The organism is Aquirufa sp., from assembly GCF_964796385.1.
In genome coordinates this window covers 21,384-38,418 of record NZ_CBAUBA010000010.1, presented here as the reverse complement: position 1 = coordinate 38,418, position 17,035 = coordinate 21,384, and the positions used below count along the sequence as shown (strand labels likewise).

Below are 17,035 nucleotides of genomic sequence, written 5' to 3'. Positions count from 1 at the left end.
TTTTTGCCACATGGTTTTATTGAATTTCCTTTATTTCGAGAGTCCGATTGGCATCATACGTGTTGAATATGCTGAATCTGGTCTGCATAGTGTACGCTTTGTGAGTACGAAAGGGGATAATCATACGGATGATGCAGGGATGGAAGAAATGATTCAGGCCGACTTACAATCCTATTTTCAAAATCCGGAGCACCGGTGGGAAAGCCCGATTGCTAGGTATTTAGGGACAGAGTTTCAAGAAAAAGTATGGTTAGCCTTGCGCATGATTCCGGCAGGAGAGGCGCGAAGCTATCAAGAAATTGCACAGTTAATAGGCCAACCGAACGCCGCTCAGGCAGTTGGAAGAGCAAATAGCCAAAATCCACTCTTGTTGCGTATTCCGTGTCACCGGGTCATCGGTTCCGATGGTTCCATGGTGGGTTATGCCGGGGAGTTGTGGCGAAAAGAATGGTTGTTAACTCATGAGGGTTTTGAGGGGGTAAACCAACAAATGACTTTGTTTGCTGATGGAGAATGAACAGATTATTGACGCACTAGAACTTCTCGTCAAATTATGGGATGTCCATGGACTAAATGAATTCAAGCGTAAAAACTTGAGTTTTGCAGCACGTGGGCTAGATAAATTTCCAGGTCGAATAGCCAATCTCTCAGAAGACGAATTAGTTGCGATTCCGGGCGTTGGGAAGGTGGTCAGTCAACTAGTTAGTGATATAGCACAAACGGGGACATGCCCTGATTTAGAGGCAATGATCGAACAAAGCCCTCCCGGAATTTTAGATCTCCTGAAAGTCAAAGGTATGGGGCCAAAGAAAGTTGGCCTCGTTTGGAAAGAACTCGGAATCACCGAATTAGACGATTTATTAGCCGCCTGTGAATCAGGCCAACTCGAGCAAGTAAAAGGTTTTGGGAAGTCGGTGACCGAAAATATCCGCACCTACATTCTTTTTCTACAGGAGAATCGCAAGAAATTGCGGATCAATAAAGCGGAAAAGCTCAGCGAAGATTTAATGGGTTTACTTGCACCTAAATTTAGTAAGATTGCTATTTCTGGTGAATTAGCTCGTGACTGTGAAGTTGTCAACGCATTAGTTTTTGTTGCCCAAACAGACGATATTTTTGGAAGTCAGTTTTTGATTGAATCGATCGAAGGATTTCAGACGGATCACCAACAGTCCTCTCCGTTTACCTGGCGTGGCCATTTTGCCGGCCATTTAATCCCCATCGAAATTCATTTTACGGATGCATCGCAATTTGACATGATGGTCTATCAGTGGTCGGCACACCCCGAACACCTCGGTCAAGTTAATTTTTTCAAATTGAAAAATGTGGCATCAGCTGAAGAAGTATACAGCAGCCAAAACTTACCATTCATTCTTCCTTCCATGCGGGAGGGCTTGCAAGAATTTGCTTGGAGCGAAAAGTTTTCCCCGAATGATCTTATTGAAATGAGTGATTTGAAGGGATGTGTGCATAATCATTCTACGTACTCGGACGGAAAAAATAGCCTTTTAGAGATGGCTGAAGCTTGTCGGGCTATGGGATTACATTACTTCGGTATCGCGGATCATTCGCAATATGCGGCATATGCGGGTGGGTTGAAGGAGGAGGATGTACAGCGCCAACATGCCGAAATAGATGCGTTGAATTCGCAATGGGCCGATTTTAAAATTTTAAAAGGGATTGAGGCAGATATTTTACCAGATGGTAGTTTGGATTATAACCCGCGTATTTTGGCGAGTTTCGATTATGTGGTTGCCTCGGTACATGCGCAATTGGTTATGGATCAAGATCGTTCGATGGATCGTTTATTGAAAGCGATTGAAAATCCTTACACCTCGATTTTGGGTCATCCGACCGGCAGGTTATTACTAACCCGTGCCGGTTATCCCATCGATACCATGAAAATTCTGGATGCCTGCAAAGCTAATGGTGTAAGCATTGAATTGAATGCAAGCCCCTATCGATTGGATTTAGACTGGCGTTATATCTATGCCGCGATGGACAAAGGAGTCTTTGTTTCCATTAATCCAGATGCGCATAAAATTGATGGACTGAAAGATATGGAATATGGTGTTCGCGTAGGGCGCAAAGGGGGATTGTTAAAAAGCCTAACTCTGAATGCGTTACCACTTGCCGACATTATGAAATTCTTCTCAAAGGCCTAGAAGTTTGGTTTTAATAGGTATTTGGCATAGAAATCATCAATGATTTTGACGGCTTCAGCAGGGGTGTCTACCACCGCAAAAAGTTCGAGGTCTTCGGCATGGATGTTACCGTAGCCAACCATCGTTTTTTTCATCCAGTCCAATAGCCCGGTCCAATAGTCAGAGCCCACGAGCACTACAGGGAAACGGCCTATTTTGTGCGTTTGAATTAGAGTTAGTGATTCGAACATTTCATCGAGTGTACCAAATCCCCCTGGCATGATAATGAAACCTTGGGAGTATTTGACAAACATCACTTTGCGGACAAAGAAGAAATCGAAATTCATATTTTTATCCGCATCAATATAAGGATTAGGCGTCTGCTCAAATGGTAATTCAATGTTTAAGCCTACTGATCGACCATTTTCGCTGGTTGCACCTTTGTTCCCCGCTTCCATGATTCCTGGGCCACCACCTGTAATGACACCATAGCCGTGACGGACAAGTTTGGCGGCAATTTGCTCGGCCAATTGGTAATATTTGTCTTCGGGGGAGGTTCTCGCGGAACCGAATATGGAAACGCAAGGACCGATTTTTGATAAATGATCAATTCCTTGCACAAATTCACTCATGATTTTAAAGATTCGCCAGGACTCTTCTGATTTAATTTCAGACCAGGTCTTGTCTCCAAACACCTTTTTTATTTGATCTTCTTCCTCTTGCCAATTGTCAGTCATAATTTAATCGGTTTGTTAAGTGCAAATGTAATTGATATCCCCGACCTTTGTAAAAATTTATACCCATTCATTTTATGACTTTATCTAAATCCTTTGCTGTAGGCGGTGATCATGCTGGTTTTGACTATAAAGATCAATTAATTGATTTTTTAAAAGACCAGGGTTTTGCGATTAAAGATTGCGGTACTTATTCTGCGGATTCTGTGGATTACCCTGATTTTGCGCATCCTGTAGCAAATGCCGTTGAGTCAGGCGAAGTTTCTTGGGGATTATTGTTGTGCGGAAGTGCAAATGGGGTGGCGATAACGGCCAATAAACATCAGGGGATTCGTGCGGGATTAGCATGGAATACGGAAGTGGCGAAATTGGTTCGTCAGCACAATGACGCCAATGTGATCTGTTTACCTGTTCGATTTATCAGTTTAGATGAGGCGAAAGCTTGTCTTCAAACATTTATCGATACCGAATTTGAAGGAGGGCGTCACGCAGGTCGTGTCAATAAAATCGGCTGCATTTAATTCTTTCGTTTATACAAATGCTTTTGTACTTCAACGTATTTATCCTTTAAATAGGGTAGGTAAAAGCGCATGCGTGGAAAATTCCCTGCTGGATCGTAAATATACGTCGGCGAATCCATCTCCAAATAACGCTGCAATTTAACGACTGTTTGGTAGGTATTCATCTCCAGAAATAAATCTTTTGAAAGTTCCCAATTAACAAATGGACCTGACATTTGATTCGTTTGATATTCATCAATTTGCCCTCCCAAGACCATCAAGCGTTCATTTTTGATCGGAAGCTTACCTGCTTGTATCCGGTTATAGGAACTATTTTTCCATTCAGATTGCCAGCTGAACCATACACTTGCCACAAAGCCAATTAAAATCAGTTCTTGAATCCAATAACGTTTGAGTAGAAAGAATAAATTAAGCGTAAAATAGGCCAATGGCGGCAAGATAAATAAGAAATTATGGCTGTTATTCGCAGGCAAGGTAAATACCGCGAAAAAACTAATGAGAATCCAAATGAAATTGGTTTGCTGGGCCTTTTGCCCATTCGACTTTATTTTTGGCCGTTGGATCACCGTCCATAAACCATAAAATCCCAAAATCAATGCTGGTACATAGGTAGAAGCAATGTGTTTTATGTCCGCCCACGCTGGTGTATGAAACACCAAAGCCGATTTTTGGAATACATCTACCAGGTAACTTAAGTTGCCGTTATACGTATACAAAAGTGCTGTGATGCCATTGACAATAAGAAAACCGACTAGCACCAAGAGCATTTGGCGAGGGTTAATTCCCGAATAAAATAACAAACTAAGGAAGCCCCAGAATATAAACAAATAGTAAGTTGGATAGCATAACCCGGCAGCCCCAATAAATAAACCAATTAAAAATACGCGATCCTCTACATGTAGTGTGCTTTGTTGACGGATGATCTCACGCCAAGCAAGAATTAAAAATGTTAATCCGAGCAGTGCAGCACTAGGTACCCAAAAATCGAGCGAAATATGTAAAAATAACATGTACATGAAAAATGGCATATTCCCGAGTGGGGCCATTAATTCATAGCGATTAATCGTACGCTGGAATACAATCGCTTGAAATAGTATGATGCCTGTTGCCCAATACGCATTCCAAGAAATTGGGAACTTTAAAAATTCAATCAATTGAAAAAATCCAGCTGTGAATGGCCCAGAATTATCACGAATGTCTTGGTACATCCGAAAGCCTTCATTTAATTTCTGGCCTAACAGGTAATATTTTAATTCCCAAACAAGGGGTGAAATACCGGCTTGTACAAACGCAAAGGTAGCAACAGCCCAAAAGCCCACCAGTAGGAACAGGGTAATCGAAGCGTTTGATTTGAGAAATTGGAACATTATCGCATTTTGAATTTGCTAAATTACGGTGATTCCAATTATTATTCTGAAATTTGTTGGATTTTTGAGTAGAAAACGAATCGGAGCAATTATGGAAAGTAAGCGTCAGCAAAAGTTTGGAAGACAAATCCAGAAGGATTTAAGTGATATTTTTCAAAAGGAATTCAAAGAAATTTTTGGCAAAGCGATGGTTACCATCACAGATGTCAAAATGAGTCCAGATCTTTCTGCCGCCCGTTGTTATTTAAGTTTTCTATTGGCTGATGATGTGGACCAAATCATGGATGAATTGGATGTGCGTAACAAAGCGATTCGAAACGCATTAGCGATCCGAATTCGGAAACAGGCACGAATTATCCCTCATTTAGCTTTTTATTTAGATGACACCGCTGCCTATGCAGCAAAAATTGAAGCCTTATTTGAAGGTCTTGTTATTCCTCCTTCTGACGGAATTCCTTCCGAAGAACTTTAATGTGTTGACCCGTGAATTTTTCCTTATTCATTGCAAAAAGGTATTTTTTTTCAAAAAGTAAGGCGAGCTTTATTTCCTTAATTTCACGTATTGCCATGATTAGCGTAAGCGTGGAAGTCATGGCGCTCGTTTTAATTCTTTCTGTGTTTAATGGCCTCGAAGATTTCCAAAAGGGATTATTTAATTCTTTTGATTCAGATCTTAAAATTGTCCATAAACAAGGCGATCGGTTTCAGCTTTCTGCTAGTCAAGTGGCCGCGTTAAAAAAAATATCCGGCATTAAATTTGTCAATCCCATTTTAGAAGATCAAGGTCTAATTCGTTACGACCAAAAGCAATTAGTCGTTCGGATGAAAGGGGTGGATGCCTCGTATCTGGCAGCAGGCCGACTGAAGAAACAGGTGGTAGAGGGTGATTATTTTGTTGAATCGGGCGAACACCCATTTGCCCTCGTGGGCATCGGAGTTTTCTTGGCTATGGGGATGAGTTTTGAGAATGTATTCGACCCCATCGAAGCGTGGTATCCGAATCATACGCAATTAAAACGCGCGGCATTAAGTGAAAATGCCATTCGTCGGAATTTCTTTTTTCCCTCTGGCGTACTCGAAGTAGAGCAAAATTTCGATAACCAAACCGTTATCGTGCCCCTAGATTGGATGGAAGAATTAGTGGGCCAACCTGGCAACCGCTCTGCCTATGAAATTATGCTTGCCCCCACTACAGACGACCAGGTTATTAAAAATCAGATTCAAGCAATTCTTGGGCCTAAATTTACGATTCAAACACGCGATGAACAACATGCCATTCTCCTGAAAGCCATCAAGATTGAGAAGCTATTTGTCTTTTTAATTATGGCTTTCGTTATGGGAATCGCCTCATTTACGCTTTTCTATGCGCTTTCACTTTTGGTCATTGAAAAGCGGAAAGATTTATTTACGCTTATGGCAATGGGGGTTTCTCGCCAACAAGTTTTTCGGGCGTTTTTGTGGGTGGGCGCGTTAATTAGTTTTTCGGGAGCGGCGTTTGGAATGCTTTTAGGATATGTGATGGCGACGATCCAACAACAATTCGGCATCATTTCGTTAGGCATTCCAAATGCATTAATCGACGCTTATCCAATTAAAATGGAATTCTGGGATTTTTTCTGGACAGCTTTGGTCGTGATTCTAATTACGGGATTAGCCGCCTTATTTCCTGCACGCAAAGCTGTCCAATTAACTTTTAAGTCAATTAAGTAGTTGGGTTGAATTCCCCTTCCCACTTCGATACGACACAAGTTGCTACACCATTTCCAGCCACAGATGTCACCGTGCGGCCCATATCCAAGAATGGATCTACACCAAGCAATAATGCAATTCCCTCCGCCGGTAAATTAAACATGGTCAAAGTTCCCGCGATGATAACCAAGGACGCACGCGGAACTCCCGCAATGCCTTTGGATGTAATCATCAGGGTCAATAACATAGTGATTTGTTGTTCCAAACTTAAATGGACCCCATAAGCCTGCGCAATAAATCCCGTGGCAAATGTCATATACAACATCGATCCATCTAAATTGAAGCTATATCCCAGCGGTAAAACAAAACCTACAATTCTTCGGCTACAACCAAACCTCTCCAAGGCAGCAATCGTTTGCGGAAACGAAGCCTCCGAACTGGCCGTAGAAAATGAGATTAATAACGCCTCTTTCAATTCTTTTAATAGTTTCCAATAATTGATGCCATTAACTGCCGCAATAATCCACAAAATGACTACGGTGAAAAACAACAAACCGCCCATAAAACAAATCATCAAGTAACCATAGCTAATCAAAATACTCAAACCTTTATTCGCAACCACCGTCGTCATCGCAGCAAAAACGGCATAAGGAGCAACCTCCATGACGTAATTCACCATTTTAAAGACAACCTCAGCTAAGTTCTCAATTACATGTATCAATTTTTTCCCAGTTTCTCCAATAGAGCCTAACGCCACACCAAAAAATAAGGAGAAAATAACGATTTGAAGAATCTCATTTTCAGCCAATGCTTTGAAAAAACTATCTGGGAAAATGTGTAAAATAAAGTCTTCAAGGGATTTAGTTTTACTTGCATCAATACCCGTTTCAGTACCAGCTGCGGGTTTGGGCCAACTCTGTAAACTTCCTGGTTTGGTTATATTCACGACGACCAATCCAGTCACCAAAGATAAAATTGTTGCAAAATAAAAGTATCCGATTGTTTTAATTCCAATACGGCCAACAGCCTTGAAATCGCCAAGTTTGGCAATGCCCACAACCAATGTGCAAAAAACTAAGGGCCCCACAATCATCTTAATTAACCGCAAAAAGATCTTGGAAACGACCTGAACATATCCCGCCCACTGATGAGCCACTTCTGGGCTAAGACTTAAATAAAAATATTCACCTAGTGCAAGACCTAAGACGAATCCTAAGATGATTTTTTGGGTAAGAGATAATTTCATAGGTTAGTTGGTTGATTTAAATACAACTTGTAAAAAGGAATTCGGTACACAATCATTCCCCAAAACAAAGGAAGTAAAAGATAGTCTAAAAGCAAATTCTTCGTTTTGAAGGAAATTTTGTCTACAATATCTGCGGATTTTTCATCTCTTTTTTCGATGCGATGCTCATGGCGCCACGCTGTAAGTCCCAAAGGCATTTCGACTCCTTCGTCGACAAAATAACTTGCTAGTTCATTTTGAACTGAATCGGTGATCTTTGACGTCCACAAGGGCTTAGCTAAAACTAGGTTTAATTCCAGCGTGACGACATCTCCTGTCTGGCACCCATCAAAGCGTACAATCCGAACCTGCGGAAATGGAGGCGATAGCTTTTTTAATAAATCCGCATCGAACTTAGTCCAAACGTCTTGCATTGGGGCATTAACCCGTGTTCGAACTCGAAATGAAGGCATTATATAACTGAAGTAATTATTTTGAGCAACATAGCTGTCAAGTATTTGATGCCTGACCAAATGACAAGTGAAATAGAAATATCCGATTTCTCTGTCGGTTTATTCGTTTCACTTACGACTGAAACTTCTTTGTTTGGCGCATAAACAAGCGGCTTTTGGGTACTGTCTACCTGCACTGTTTTCTCTACTTGGGGATGTAAGGCGCTATATTCAACCATTCCAAAATTGCAGTTGAATAGGCAAAAGATTCCGGCCAAAAGCCAAATTTTTACTACTCTCATTTGATTTTTTGTTTAGCCGTTTCCAGCTTTTGTGCTTGCAATAAGATCGCATCTTCATTGGATTTCAAATCCAATCTGTTTTGTTCTTGGTTAGCTAAAATCTTTTCCTTCTCTACTTTCGCTTCCTCTAATTTCTTTGTCAAGAGTTCATTTTGACGCTTATTTGAGTCTAATTCGCGAACAAAACGATCCGCAAGTTTCTGCTGTTTTGATTTATTGGTGATTAATTCATTTAATTTTTTCTCCTCCAAACGCACATCCTCCTCTAAATTGATGAGTCGAACAAACTCTTCTACCCAATTACTCGCCTCTCTAAATGATTCATGCCCTGTTTGAATATAGGCATCTGGGCCCGTACTGATTGAAACAAACAATTTGGTCTTATTTTTCTCCTCAGATACCTTCGACAATAAGCTTACTGGCTTATCTGATATTTCCTTAATTTTAGCTGAATAAACGTTCAGCGTACCGCCATTGCGGCCATTTTCTACTGATCCCACTTGTTTTAAGTATTTTTTCCAAGCTTCTATCACATATTTCTCCTCCGAATTAATATAGGTGTAGAATCCTTCTTTTTTCGCTTTATCAATTTCCTCTAATCCCGAAAAAACTTGCGCATACATAGTGCTTGTTGCCAAGGTGCATAATAGACCGAATAATATGCTTTTCATCATGATGTAATGTGTTGATGTGTTAATTTCAATCAGCAAAGGTAATTTTTTTGGTGAGAATCAACTCATTTTTTTGACTTGAATTTTGTATCCCAAAGAGCGTGTAGGCACCTCCGTCTTTTAATTTTAACTTTTTGCGCAACGCCTCCGGGCTTATCGGAAAATTTCGGGTACTAATATTCGCTTGATTGACCGATAGCCAGTTTGCTTGAACAGGCCCCGATTCAATTACCTCATATATTTTGCCTGGAAAATCTTTCAGTAAGCTTTCCGAACAATACAGATGGGTATGTTGGCCTAATTGAACTAGGCCATTACGCTGCACCGACTTAAAAAATCCTGCCTTCATCACGCCGGGGTGTGCCTCGTAAACATAGCGTTTTAGGCTTCCAATAAGATTCTCAGCGTTTCGCTCTACCATCTGCGTGCCCTCAAAAATGGTTTGACCTTCTTCGATGATGCTAATCTTCGGGTCCAGCGATTCATTTCCCGCTTTTACAAACAAGAGCTCCTTAACTTCTTGCTTTGTACTGACCACATAAACTTGGCTGACTCCGCCTAATTCGTGAACGGCCCGACTAATATCCAAAACCGGACTCGTCTTAATGAGTATCTTTTTGGTAGGATGCTGCGCAATGACATCCAAAACGTTCGGTTGGCAATCTCTAAACAATATAACTTTTTCTCCCTGCGCATTTCTCCGTGCAGGATCCACATAAATCCAATCGATTTCAACTTCATTTAATGCTTCTAACCCATTTTTGGCTAAATGAGCTATGTTTTTAACACCGAGTACCTCATGATTATATTTTGTGATAGCTGCTAACTCTTCCTGCATTTCTACATAAGTCACCTGCGCGCATGTTTGCGCAAATGCCCAAGTATCTACACCCATACCTCCTGTGATATCAATTAGCCGACCAGAAACCAAAGAAGCCTTGTATTTGGCCGTGCTTTCTGAGGATGATTGTTCGAGTGAAATAGACGCATGGAAAAAGACCTTTTTTTCAGCCACCCAGCTCGGTAATTTAGTTGCCAATTTCTGGCGCGCCTGAATTTGATGAGCTAATTTTTTGATTTCAAGCTCAGGGAATTTACGTGCATCTAACGCGATGGCCGACGGGGACCTATGGCCGTTATTCGCGATAAACTCAATTTCGTTCGGTTGGAGCATTTGGCAAAATTAGGAGCCTAAATGGATAATTTAAATTTTATTGTAAATTTAAGGGTATTTAAAAATGGACTATGCCTACTTACCAACTAACGATTAATTCCAAGAAGCATCGCGTCGATGTGGAATCAGATACCCCAATATTATGGGTCATTCGTGACGAAATAGGATACATGGGAACGAAGTTCGGTTGCGGCATGGGCTTGTGTGGTGTGAATGAACCTTTATCTTTAATTTTAATTTAAATGGAAGGATTAATTCTGGCCGCAGGGGCCTCCTCTCGATTAGGGGAAGCGAAACAATTGTTAGTTTATCAAGGCCAAAGCCTGTTAGAGCGGTCGATCCGTCTCGCGTTTTCGGTATGCCAAGAGGTTTCTGTTTGCCTTGGGGCTGAAGTTGAACAATCTATTATAATTATAGAAAATTTACAAAAGGAGTTTCCTAACTTGACTTTTGTTAAGGTGGAACATTGGGAAAAAGGAATGGGGGAGTCGCTTTCAGTCGGACTCAAAGCAGTGGATATTTCGCGCGATGTATTGGTTTTATTATGTGACTTGCCTTTTCTGACAACTTCTCATCTCAAGAACTTAACGTCGTTGGCAAATCCAGATCGAGCCATTGTGGCCTCATTTCAAGGAGTTAATTCTCCCCCTGTATTAATTCCGCAAGCTTTACGACCTTTATTTAATCACTGGAGTGGTGATCAAGGATTAGGTAAATTTTGGCGAGAAAATCCTATGCTTTGTGAAATCGTTCATTTTTCAGATAAATTCCGGGATGTGGATGTTCCAGAGGATCGGAGGTATTGGGGGATATGAAAATTAGACGTTAGACTTTAGACGTAGGACATTAGACGCGAGGTGTCGCGGCCATACATCTTACTATTTTTACCTAATATTTTTTCGGGTCTCTCCTCGAAATTTATTACCTTTGCGCCTTCTTGCGTCGATGCAACAACATTTCTTAATTAACATATAAGCGTGGAATCTACCGAAAGCCTACCAACCCTAGAAACAGCCAAAAAATTAGGTTTATTGCCAGAAGAATACGACCGTATTCAGGAAATTTTAGGTCGCAAGCCAAACTTTACTGAGTTGTCAATCTTCTCTGTCATGTGGTCTGAACACTGTAGCTATAAAAACTCTATTGTTTGGTTAAAGACACTTCCGAAAGATTCTCCTCGTATGTTAGCGAAAGCCGGCGAAGAAAACGCTGGTCTTGTTGACCTAGGCGACGGTTTAGGCTGTGCCTTCAAAATCGAATCGCACAATCACCCTTCGGCATTAGAACCTTATCAAGGTGCAGCGACAGGGGTAGGTGGTATCAACCGGGATATTTTCACGATGGGTGCACGTCCGATCGCTCAGTTAAATTCCTTGCGTTTTGGTAACATTGATTTAGCAAAAACGAAATGGTTGGTGAAAGGTGTGGTGAAGGGAATTGGTGATTACGGGAATGCGTTTGGTATCCCAACGGTCGGTGGCGAAGTGCAATTTGATGATTGTTATAATGTTAATCCACTCGTAAATGCCTTTTCGGCAGGTATTTTAAAGGTGGGTACCCAAGCTTCAGCCATTTCATATGGGGTAGGTAATGGCGTATTTATCGTAGGATCTGCTACAGGTAAAGATGGAATTGGTGGAGCAAGTTTTGCTTCGGAGGATATTACGTCCAAATCTTCTGAAAAATTACCTGCGGTTCAAGTAGGGGATCCTTTTCAAGAGAAATTATTATTAGAGGCTTCATTGGAAATCATTGAAGCGGGTTGTGTGATTGGTATTCAAGATATGGGTGCGGCAGGAATTATCTGTTCAACTTCTGAAATGTCTGCCAAAGGGGAGCACGGTATGATCATCGATCTTTCCAAAGTTCCAACACGCCAGGCAAATATGAAGCCGTTTGAAATTCTTTTATCCGAGTCGCAAGAACGTATGTTGATCGTTGTAGAAAAAGGACGCGAAGGAGAGGCGAAGAAGATTTTTGATAAGTGGGATTTGAATTGCGAGCAAATTGGTACGGTTACAGATACCAAACGTTTGGAATTCTACCAAGATGGTGTGTTAGTAGCGGACGTACCTGCGGATGATTTGGTATTGGGCGGAGGCGCACCAGTATATCACCGTGAATATAAGGAACCTGCTTACTTCCAAGAGTTCAAGAAATTTGATATTCAATCCGTACAAGATATTCCAGCCTCAGAATTGCCAAAGGCATTCGATTTCCTAATGAATCACCCTAACATCGCTTCAAAGAAGTGGGTAGCGGAGCAATACGATTCATCTATAGGTCGGGCGAATCGCAATACCAATGCACCTTCAGATGCAGGTGTGGTGAAAGTTCATGGTTCAAATAAGTCAATTGTCATTACCGTTGATTGTAACTCACGCTATGTAAACGCGGATCCGGAAGAGGGTTGTGCGATGGCGGTTGCGGAGGCAGCGCGTAACATTGTTTGTTCAGGAGGTTTGCCGGTGGCAATCACCAACTGCCTGAATTTTGGTAATCCATATGTTCCAGAAGTTTACTGGCAATTCGTAGGTGCGATTAAAGGAATGAAGAAAGCGTGTGAGGCGTTTGAAACTCCGGTAACGGGTGGTAACGTGAGTTTCTATAATCAATCATCGGATGAAGGTCCGGTGTTTCCAACGCCAACGATTGGTATGTTGGGTATTTTAGAGAAAGCAGAAAACAAGATGACCTTGGATTTCAAGGCTGAAGGAGATTTAGTATACTTAGTAGGGGAGTCTGTGAATGACATCGCTTCTTCTGAGTTTTTATATTCTTACCGCAAGGTGAAGGCTTCGCCTGCGCCTTATTTTGATATGCCCACCGAGCAATTGGTTCAAAAAGGTATCTCAGAATTAATTGAAGCCAAATTAATCCAGTCGGCGCATGATGTGTCTGATGGTGGAGTTTTAGTAACCCTAGCCGAATCTGCTTTTCCACGTGGATTAGGATTTGATGTGAAATCAGATGCTGGTATTCGTCAAGATGCAATGTGGTTTGGTGAAGCACAATCGCGTGTGATTGTATCGGTTGCTCCAGCGAAGAAAGCTGCTTTTGAAGCTCATTTAACAGGATTGGGTGTTAAGTCTTCGCAATTGGGTACCGTAAAAGGTACGGATATGGTGGTCGATGGCCAGGTGGTAAGTTCATTAGCGAAAGCTTCTGGTTCTTACTTCACGGCATTGGAAACAGCCTTAACAAAATAATACAAGATGAGCCGCTATGCACTGCAATTCGCTTACGATGGCGGCTCATTTCATGGATATCAGATCCAGCCGAACGCGCATAGCGTTCAAGCAGAATTAGAGGAAAAATTAAGTCTTTTATTGGGAGAAACAGTTGCGATCACTGGAAGCGGTCGGACAGATACCGGTGTTCATGCAGCGCATCAAATCGCTCATTTCGATACGTCTCTGGGTATCGATGACAACCTAGTTTACCGTATGAATCGCATGCTTTCACCTGCATTAACTGCTCAAGCAATTTTCACGGTAGCGGATGATTTTCATGCGCGTTTCGATGCGACTTCACGAATCTATGAATACCGCATTACCCGTCATAAAGATCCATTTTTGCGTGATTTTGCCTATTGGTACGAAGCAGATTTGGATGTGGAGGCGATGAATGAGGCAGCGAAATTACTCTTGTCTCACACCGATTTTCAGTGTTTTTCTAAAGTAAAGACGGAGGTAACCACGTTTGATTGTACAATCGTGCGCGCTTCTTGGGTGCCCCAAACGGATTGTTTAATTTTTACGATTGAAGGCAATCGCTTTTTGCGTGGTATGGTACGGTCGATTGTGGGAACTTTATTGGAAATTGGGATGGGGAAGTGGACGTCAGCTGATTTCAAGCGAATTTTGGAATCGAAAAGCCGACAAGAAGCCGGTCGGGCAGTGCCTGCACACGGGCTGCACTTAGTCAAAGTAACTTATCCGGAGGCTAGTTTTGGCGCCAGATGCTCATAATAACATCCATCAAGCTGGCTGCCGATTTAATCTGAATGCTTTTCGGTTTGTAGTTCAAGCCTTTCAAATTGTATTTCGAAATCCATATTTCTTTGAAACCTAGTTTTTCTGCTTCAGCGATTCGTTGGTCTATACGCGTTACCGAACGCAATTCGCCGCCTAATCCCACCTCTGCCGCAAAACATTTCGATGAGTCGATGATCTTGTCTTCATAAGAAGAAACTACGGAAAGGCAAGTTGCCAAATCCAATGCTGGATCGTCCACGCGAATTCCTCCGGTCACATTCAAGAATACGTCCTGCGTACCTAATTTATATCCACCGCGCTTCTCGATAACTGCCAAAAGCATATTCAAACGTTTTCCATCATATCCATTGGCTGTCCGTTGCGCTGTTCCATAGGAAGTGGTGGAGACTAAAGATTGTATTTCAACCAATAGAGGCCTATTTCCTTCCATTAATGTTCCGATCGCTACACCGGAAGCTGGTTCGTCCCGTTGGGACAATAATATCTCCGATGGATTTGTGACGGCACGCAAGCCAGAGCCCAACATTTCGTAAATGCCCAATTCAGATGTACTGCCAAAGCGGTTCTTCGTGGTACGAAGAATTCGGTAGATCATGTGTCGGTCACCCTCGAACTGAAGTACCGTGTCCACTAAGTGTTCAAGGACTTTAGGTCCTGCGATGGATCCTTCTTTGGTGATATGGCCAACTAAAAATATCGGGGTATTGGACTCTTTAGCGAAGCGCATCAATTCCAATGCACATTCGCGTATTTGAGAAACGGAACCAGGTCCTGATTCTATTTGGTCTGAAAATAGGGTTTGAATGGAATCAACGATGATTAATTCCGGTTCAAGATCCACCAAATGTTTAAATATGGCTTGGGTATTAGTTTCCGTAAGAATATATAAGCTATCTGATTTTTTTTCAAGGCGGCCTGCACGAAGTTTAATTTGTTGCTCGGATTCTTCACCTGTCACATATAAAACTTTCGTACCACTTAAGGAAAGTGCGACTTGTAGTAGGAGTGTTGATTTACCTATACCGGGTTCACCGCCGATTAATACAAGGCTACCTGGTACGATTCCGCCTCCTAATACCCGACTAAATTCTGTATCTGAGCAAGGTATTTTGGGTATATTTTCGAAGTCTACTTCTTGGAGTAATTTGGGTTGTGGCTTTGTACGAGCGGAGCTTTTTGTTTTCCAAACTTCGGCTGGGTGTGAGCTAACTTCCACTAATTCTTCCACGAACGTATTCCATTCTCCGCATGAGGGACATTTGCCTAACCATTTGGGTGCATTGTGTCCGCAAGATTGACAGAAAAAGGAAGTTTTAGCTTTTGCCACGCATGATTTTATTTAGTTTCAAAATTACGCTTTTCGTTGGTTTTTCCTTTTTTTTTGCATGAAAAAGGATAATTTTACAGCTTAATTGACTAAAACTGTTTTTGTTCATGAGGATATCGGGTAGGGTTGTTGGCCTTCTTTTAATTTCATTCATTTTTGTTGCTCCCTTGCGAGCACAATTATTGATGCCCGTGCGCAAAGCAACGGGTAATTTTTTTCGATTTGGTATTAAAGGAGGAGTGAGTTTAACCAATTTAACCTTAGAGGGGTTAACGGTGGATGGCGTTTCAGACTATGTAGCTCAAAGCATGACGGCTAAAAATGGCTACGTGGCTGGAGTTTATGCCCGTTTTGGTCGGCGCGTGTTTGTTCAGCCTGAGTTGTTGGCCGGTATTAAATATGCCAAAATAAACGTGCTCAACGCAGCGCTAGGATTAGATAAAAAATTCGAAATAGGTTACGGTAGTATAGATATTCCCTTGATGGTGGGGTATCGTTTAGGGCCCTTACATGTAATGGCTGGTCCTGTTGCCTCGTACAATATGACGCCCAACAGTACATTTGATCAATTTTTGACATCAAACAATTCAATTTCAAATGCGGTGACCAATGCCTTCTTTTCCTACACGGCAGGAGCGGGCATTGATTTATTAGGGTTCACATTCGATGTTCGATATGAGAGTAATTTGACAGATTTGTCTAAAACCATTCCGTTGCCTTCAGGTGTTAATTTTTCTCAAAAAGCGAGTTCATTTCAAGCTACCTTGGGAATTAAAATATTATAAGATGAGAGCATGCCTATTGTTTCTGGTAAGTCTATTGGTTTTTTCGGTATCTGCCCAAAAAATCCCTTCTTGGCTATCTATTGGCCTAAAGGGGGGTGCAAATATTCAAAATTATTCGACCGATTTTAGATTTAAAGGTGAATCAGTTTTAATTCGAAATAGCGCAGCATTCAAGCAAGGCTACACCTTTGGAGGGTATGCACGCGTAGGTAAAAAGTTTTTTGTTCAGCCTGAAATGACCTTGTCCACGCGCGGTGGCAAGATGACTGCATTGAACTCCACTTCAGGCGTATATTCGGAAGTTGATTCGGATTACATGACAATAGATGTGCCTTTTTTACTGGGATATTCATTTAAGCATATGTATGTAGTAGGTGGTCCAGTAGGATCTCTCGGTCATGCGCGCTATGACAATTTGGAAGAGCTCACGCATTATTACTTTAATGGATATGGTAAATTGGGAATTCCACGGTTTATGTATTCGTACCAAGCGGGTGTAGGCTTTACCTATTCCCGATTAAGTTTAGATCTTCGCTATGAGTTAGGTCAAACAGATTTAGCCGCTAATTTATTAAAACCGGAAGGTGTTTATTTCTCTCAAAAACCGCAGTCGGTACATGTGACAGTCGGTTTTAAGTTATTTTAA

Annotated in this window: 19 protein-coding genes; 11 read left to right on the top strand and 8 right to left on the bottom strand. The window is 41.6% G+C overall.

Features of this window, described 5'->3' with window-relative positions:
- The first annotated feature begins 10 nt into the window (after positions 1–10).
- Positions 11–517: a methylated-DNA--[protein]-cysteine S-methyltransferase gene (locus AC1W6K_RS04960; protein ID WP_481946668.1), complete on the top strand. Its 507-nt coding sequence runs from the start codon at positions 11–13 to the stop codon at positions 515–517.
- Positions 507–2,165 (top strand): helix-hairpin-helix domain-containing protein, encoded by a 1,659-nt coding sequence (locus AC1W6K_RS04955; RefSeq protein ID WP_481946667.1) that lies wholly within the window; start codon positions 507–509, stop codon positions 2,163–2,165. Before AC1W6K_RS04960 ends, AC1W6K_RS04955 begins: the two co-directional genes overlap by 11 nt.
- Here AC1W6K_RS04955 and AC1W6K_RS04950 read toward each other — a convergent pair.
- A complete protein-coding gene (locus AC1W6K_RS04950) occupies positions 2,162–2,881 on the bottom strand; it encodes an LOG family protein (RefSeq protein WP_481946666.1) in 720 nt (239 codons plus the stop codon). The genes AC1W6K_RS04955 and AC1W6K_RS04950 overlap by 4 nt on opposite strands.
- A gap of 74 nt (positions 2,882–2,955) precedes the next feature.
- Between AC1W6K_RS04950 and rpiB the strand changes: the two genes are divergently transcribed.
- A complete protein-coding gene (gene rpiB, locus AC1W6K_RS04945; protein ID WP_481946665.1) occupies positions 2,956–3,399 on the top strand; it encodes a ribose 5-phosphate isomerase B in 444 nt (147 codons plus the stop codon).
- Here the strand turns inward: rpiB and AC1W6K_RS04940 are convergent.
- Positions 3,396–4,766 carry a DUF6427 family protein gene (locus AC1W6K_RS04940; protein ID WP_481946664.1) on the bottom strand — a complete coding sequence of 457 codons (1,371 nt, stop codon included), beginning with the start codon at positions 4,764–4,766 and terminating at the stop codon, positions 3,396–3,398. The two genes, rpiB and AC1W6K_RS04940, sit on opposite strands and share 4 nt — an antisense overlap.
- Positions 4,767–4,857: 91 nt before the next feature.
- Between AC1W6K_RS04940 and rbfA the strand changes: the two genes are divergently transcribed.
- Together rbfA and AC1W6K_RS04930 are read left to right on the top strand one after the other, a co-directional pair.
- On the top strand, positions 4,858–5,238 hold the full coding sequence (gene rbfA, locus AC1W6K_RS04935) for a 30S ribosome-binding factor RbfA (protein WP_481719641.1): 381 nt from the start codon (positions 4,858–4,860) through the stop codon (positions 5,236–5,238).
- 95 nt (positions 5,239–5,333) lie between these two features.
- Complete coding sequence (locus AC1W6K_RS04930; RefSeq protein ID WP_481946663.1) at positions 5,334–6,476, top strand: ABC transporter permease; 1,143 nt, start codon at positions 5,334–5,336, stop codon at positions 6,474–6,476.
- Here AC1W6K_RS04930 and AC1W6K_RS04925 read toward each other — a convergent pair.
- From AC1W6K_RS04925 to AC1W6K_RS04905, 5 genes are read right to left on the bottom strand one after another with little or no spacing between them, the layout of a single operon-like run.
- A complete protein-coding gene (locus AC1W6K_RS04925) occupies positions 6,469–7,701 on the bottom strand; it encodes a dicarboxylate/amino acid:cation symporter (protein WP_481719639.1) in 1,233 nt (410 codons plus the stop codon). The genes AC1W6K_RS04930 and AC1W6K_RS04925 overlap by 8 nt on opposite strands.
- The gene (locus AC1W6K_RS04920) at positions 7,698–8,153 is read right to left on the bottom strand and encodes an SRPBCC family protein (protein WP_481946662.1); all 456 of its coding nucleotides are present in this window, start codon (positions 8,151–8,153) and stop codon (positions 7,698–7,700) included. Before AC1W6K_RS04920 ends, AC1W6K_RS04925 begins: the two co-directional genes overlap by 4 nt.
- Entirely contained in the window at positions 8,153–8,434 is a 282-nt protein-coding gene (locus tag AC1W6K_RS04915) for a hypothetical protein (protein WP_481719637.1), read from the bottom strand. The genes AC1W6K_RS04920 and AC1W6K_RS04915 overlap by 1 nt, the downstream gene beginning before the upstream one ends.
- Entirely contained in the window at positions 8,431–9,108 is a 678-nt protein-coding gene (locus AC1W6K_RS04910; protein ID WP_481946661.1) for a hypothetical protein, read from the bottom strand. The genes AC1W6K_RS04915 and AC1W6K_RS04910 overlap by 4 nt, the downstream gene beginning before the upstream one ends.
- 25 nt (positions 9,109–9,133) lie before the next feature.
- Positions 9,134–10,279, bottom strand: coding sequence for a THUMP-like domain-containing protein (locus AC1W6K_RS04905; protein WP_481946660.1), 1,146 nt, complete (start codon positions 10,277–10,279; stop codon positions 9,134–9,136).
- Between the two features lie 71 nt (positions 10,280–10,350).
- Here AC1W6K_RS04905 and AC1W6K_RS04900 point away from each other — a divergent pair, with 71 nt between their 5' ends.
- The 4 genes from AC1W6K_RS04900 to truA all read left to right on the top strand — a co-directional run bounded on the left by AC1W6K_RS04900 (position 10,351) and on the right by truA (position 14,250).
- Entirely contained in the window at positions 10,351–10,521 is a 171-nt protein-coding gene (locus AC1W6K_RS04900) for a 2Fe-2S iron-sulfur cluster-binding protein (protein ID WP_481946659.1), read from the top strand.
- Entirely contained in the window at positions 10,522–11,094 is a 573-nt protein-coding gene (locus tag AC1W6K_RS04895; RefSeq protein ID WP_481946658.1) for a nucleotidyltransferase family protein, read from the top strand.
- A 162-nt stretch (positions 11,095–11,256) separates the two neighbouring features.
- The gene (purL, locus tag AC1W6K_RS04890; protein WP_481946657.1) at positions 11,257–13,488 is read left to right on the top strand and encodes a phosphoribosylformylglycinamidine synthase subunit PurL; all 2,232 of its coding nucleotides are present in this window, start codon (positions 11,257–11,259) and stop codon (positions 13,486–13,488) included.
- A 6-nt stretch (positions 13,489–13,494) separates the two neighbouring features.
- Positions 13,495–14,250 (top strand): tRNA pseudouridine(38-40) synthase TruA, encoded by a 756-nt coding sequence (gene truA, locus AC1W6K_RS04885; protein ID WP_481946656.1) that lies wholly within the window; start codon positions 13,495–13,497, stop codon positions 14,248–14,250.
- Here the strand turns inward: truA and radA are convergent.
- Positions 14,225–15,604: a DNA repair protein RadA gene (gene radA, locus AC1W6K_RS04880; protein ID WP_481946655.1), complete on the bottom strand. Its 1,380-nt coding sequence runs from the start codon at positions 15,602–15,604 to the stop codon at positions 14,225–14,227. The two genes, truA and radA, sit on opposite strands and share 26 nt — an antisense overlap.
- 107 nt (positions 15,605–15,711) lie before the next feature.
- Between radA and AC1W6K_RS04875 the strand changes: the two genes are divergently transcribed.
- Together AC1W6K_RS04875 and AC1W6K_RS04870 are read left to right on the top strand one after the other, a co-directional pair.
- Positions 15,712–16,389 carry a porin family protein gene (locus tag AC1W6K_RS04875; protein WP_481719629.1) on the top strand — a complete coding sequence of 226 codons (678 nt, stop codon included), beginning with the start codon at positions 15,712–15,714 and terminating at the stop codon, positions 16,387–16,389.
- A gap of 1 nt (position 16,390) precedes the next feature.
- A complete protein-coding gene (locus tag AC1W6K_RS04870) occupies positions 16,391–17,035 on the top strand; it encodes a porin family protein (RefSeq protein ID WP_481719628.1) in 645 nt (214 codons plus the stop codon).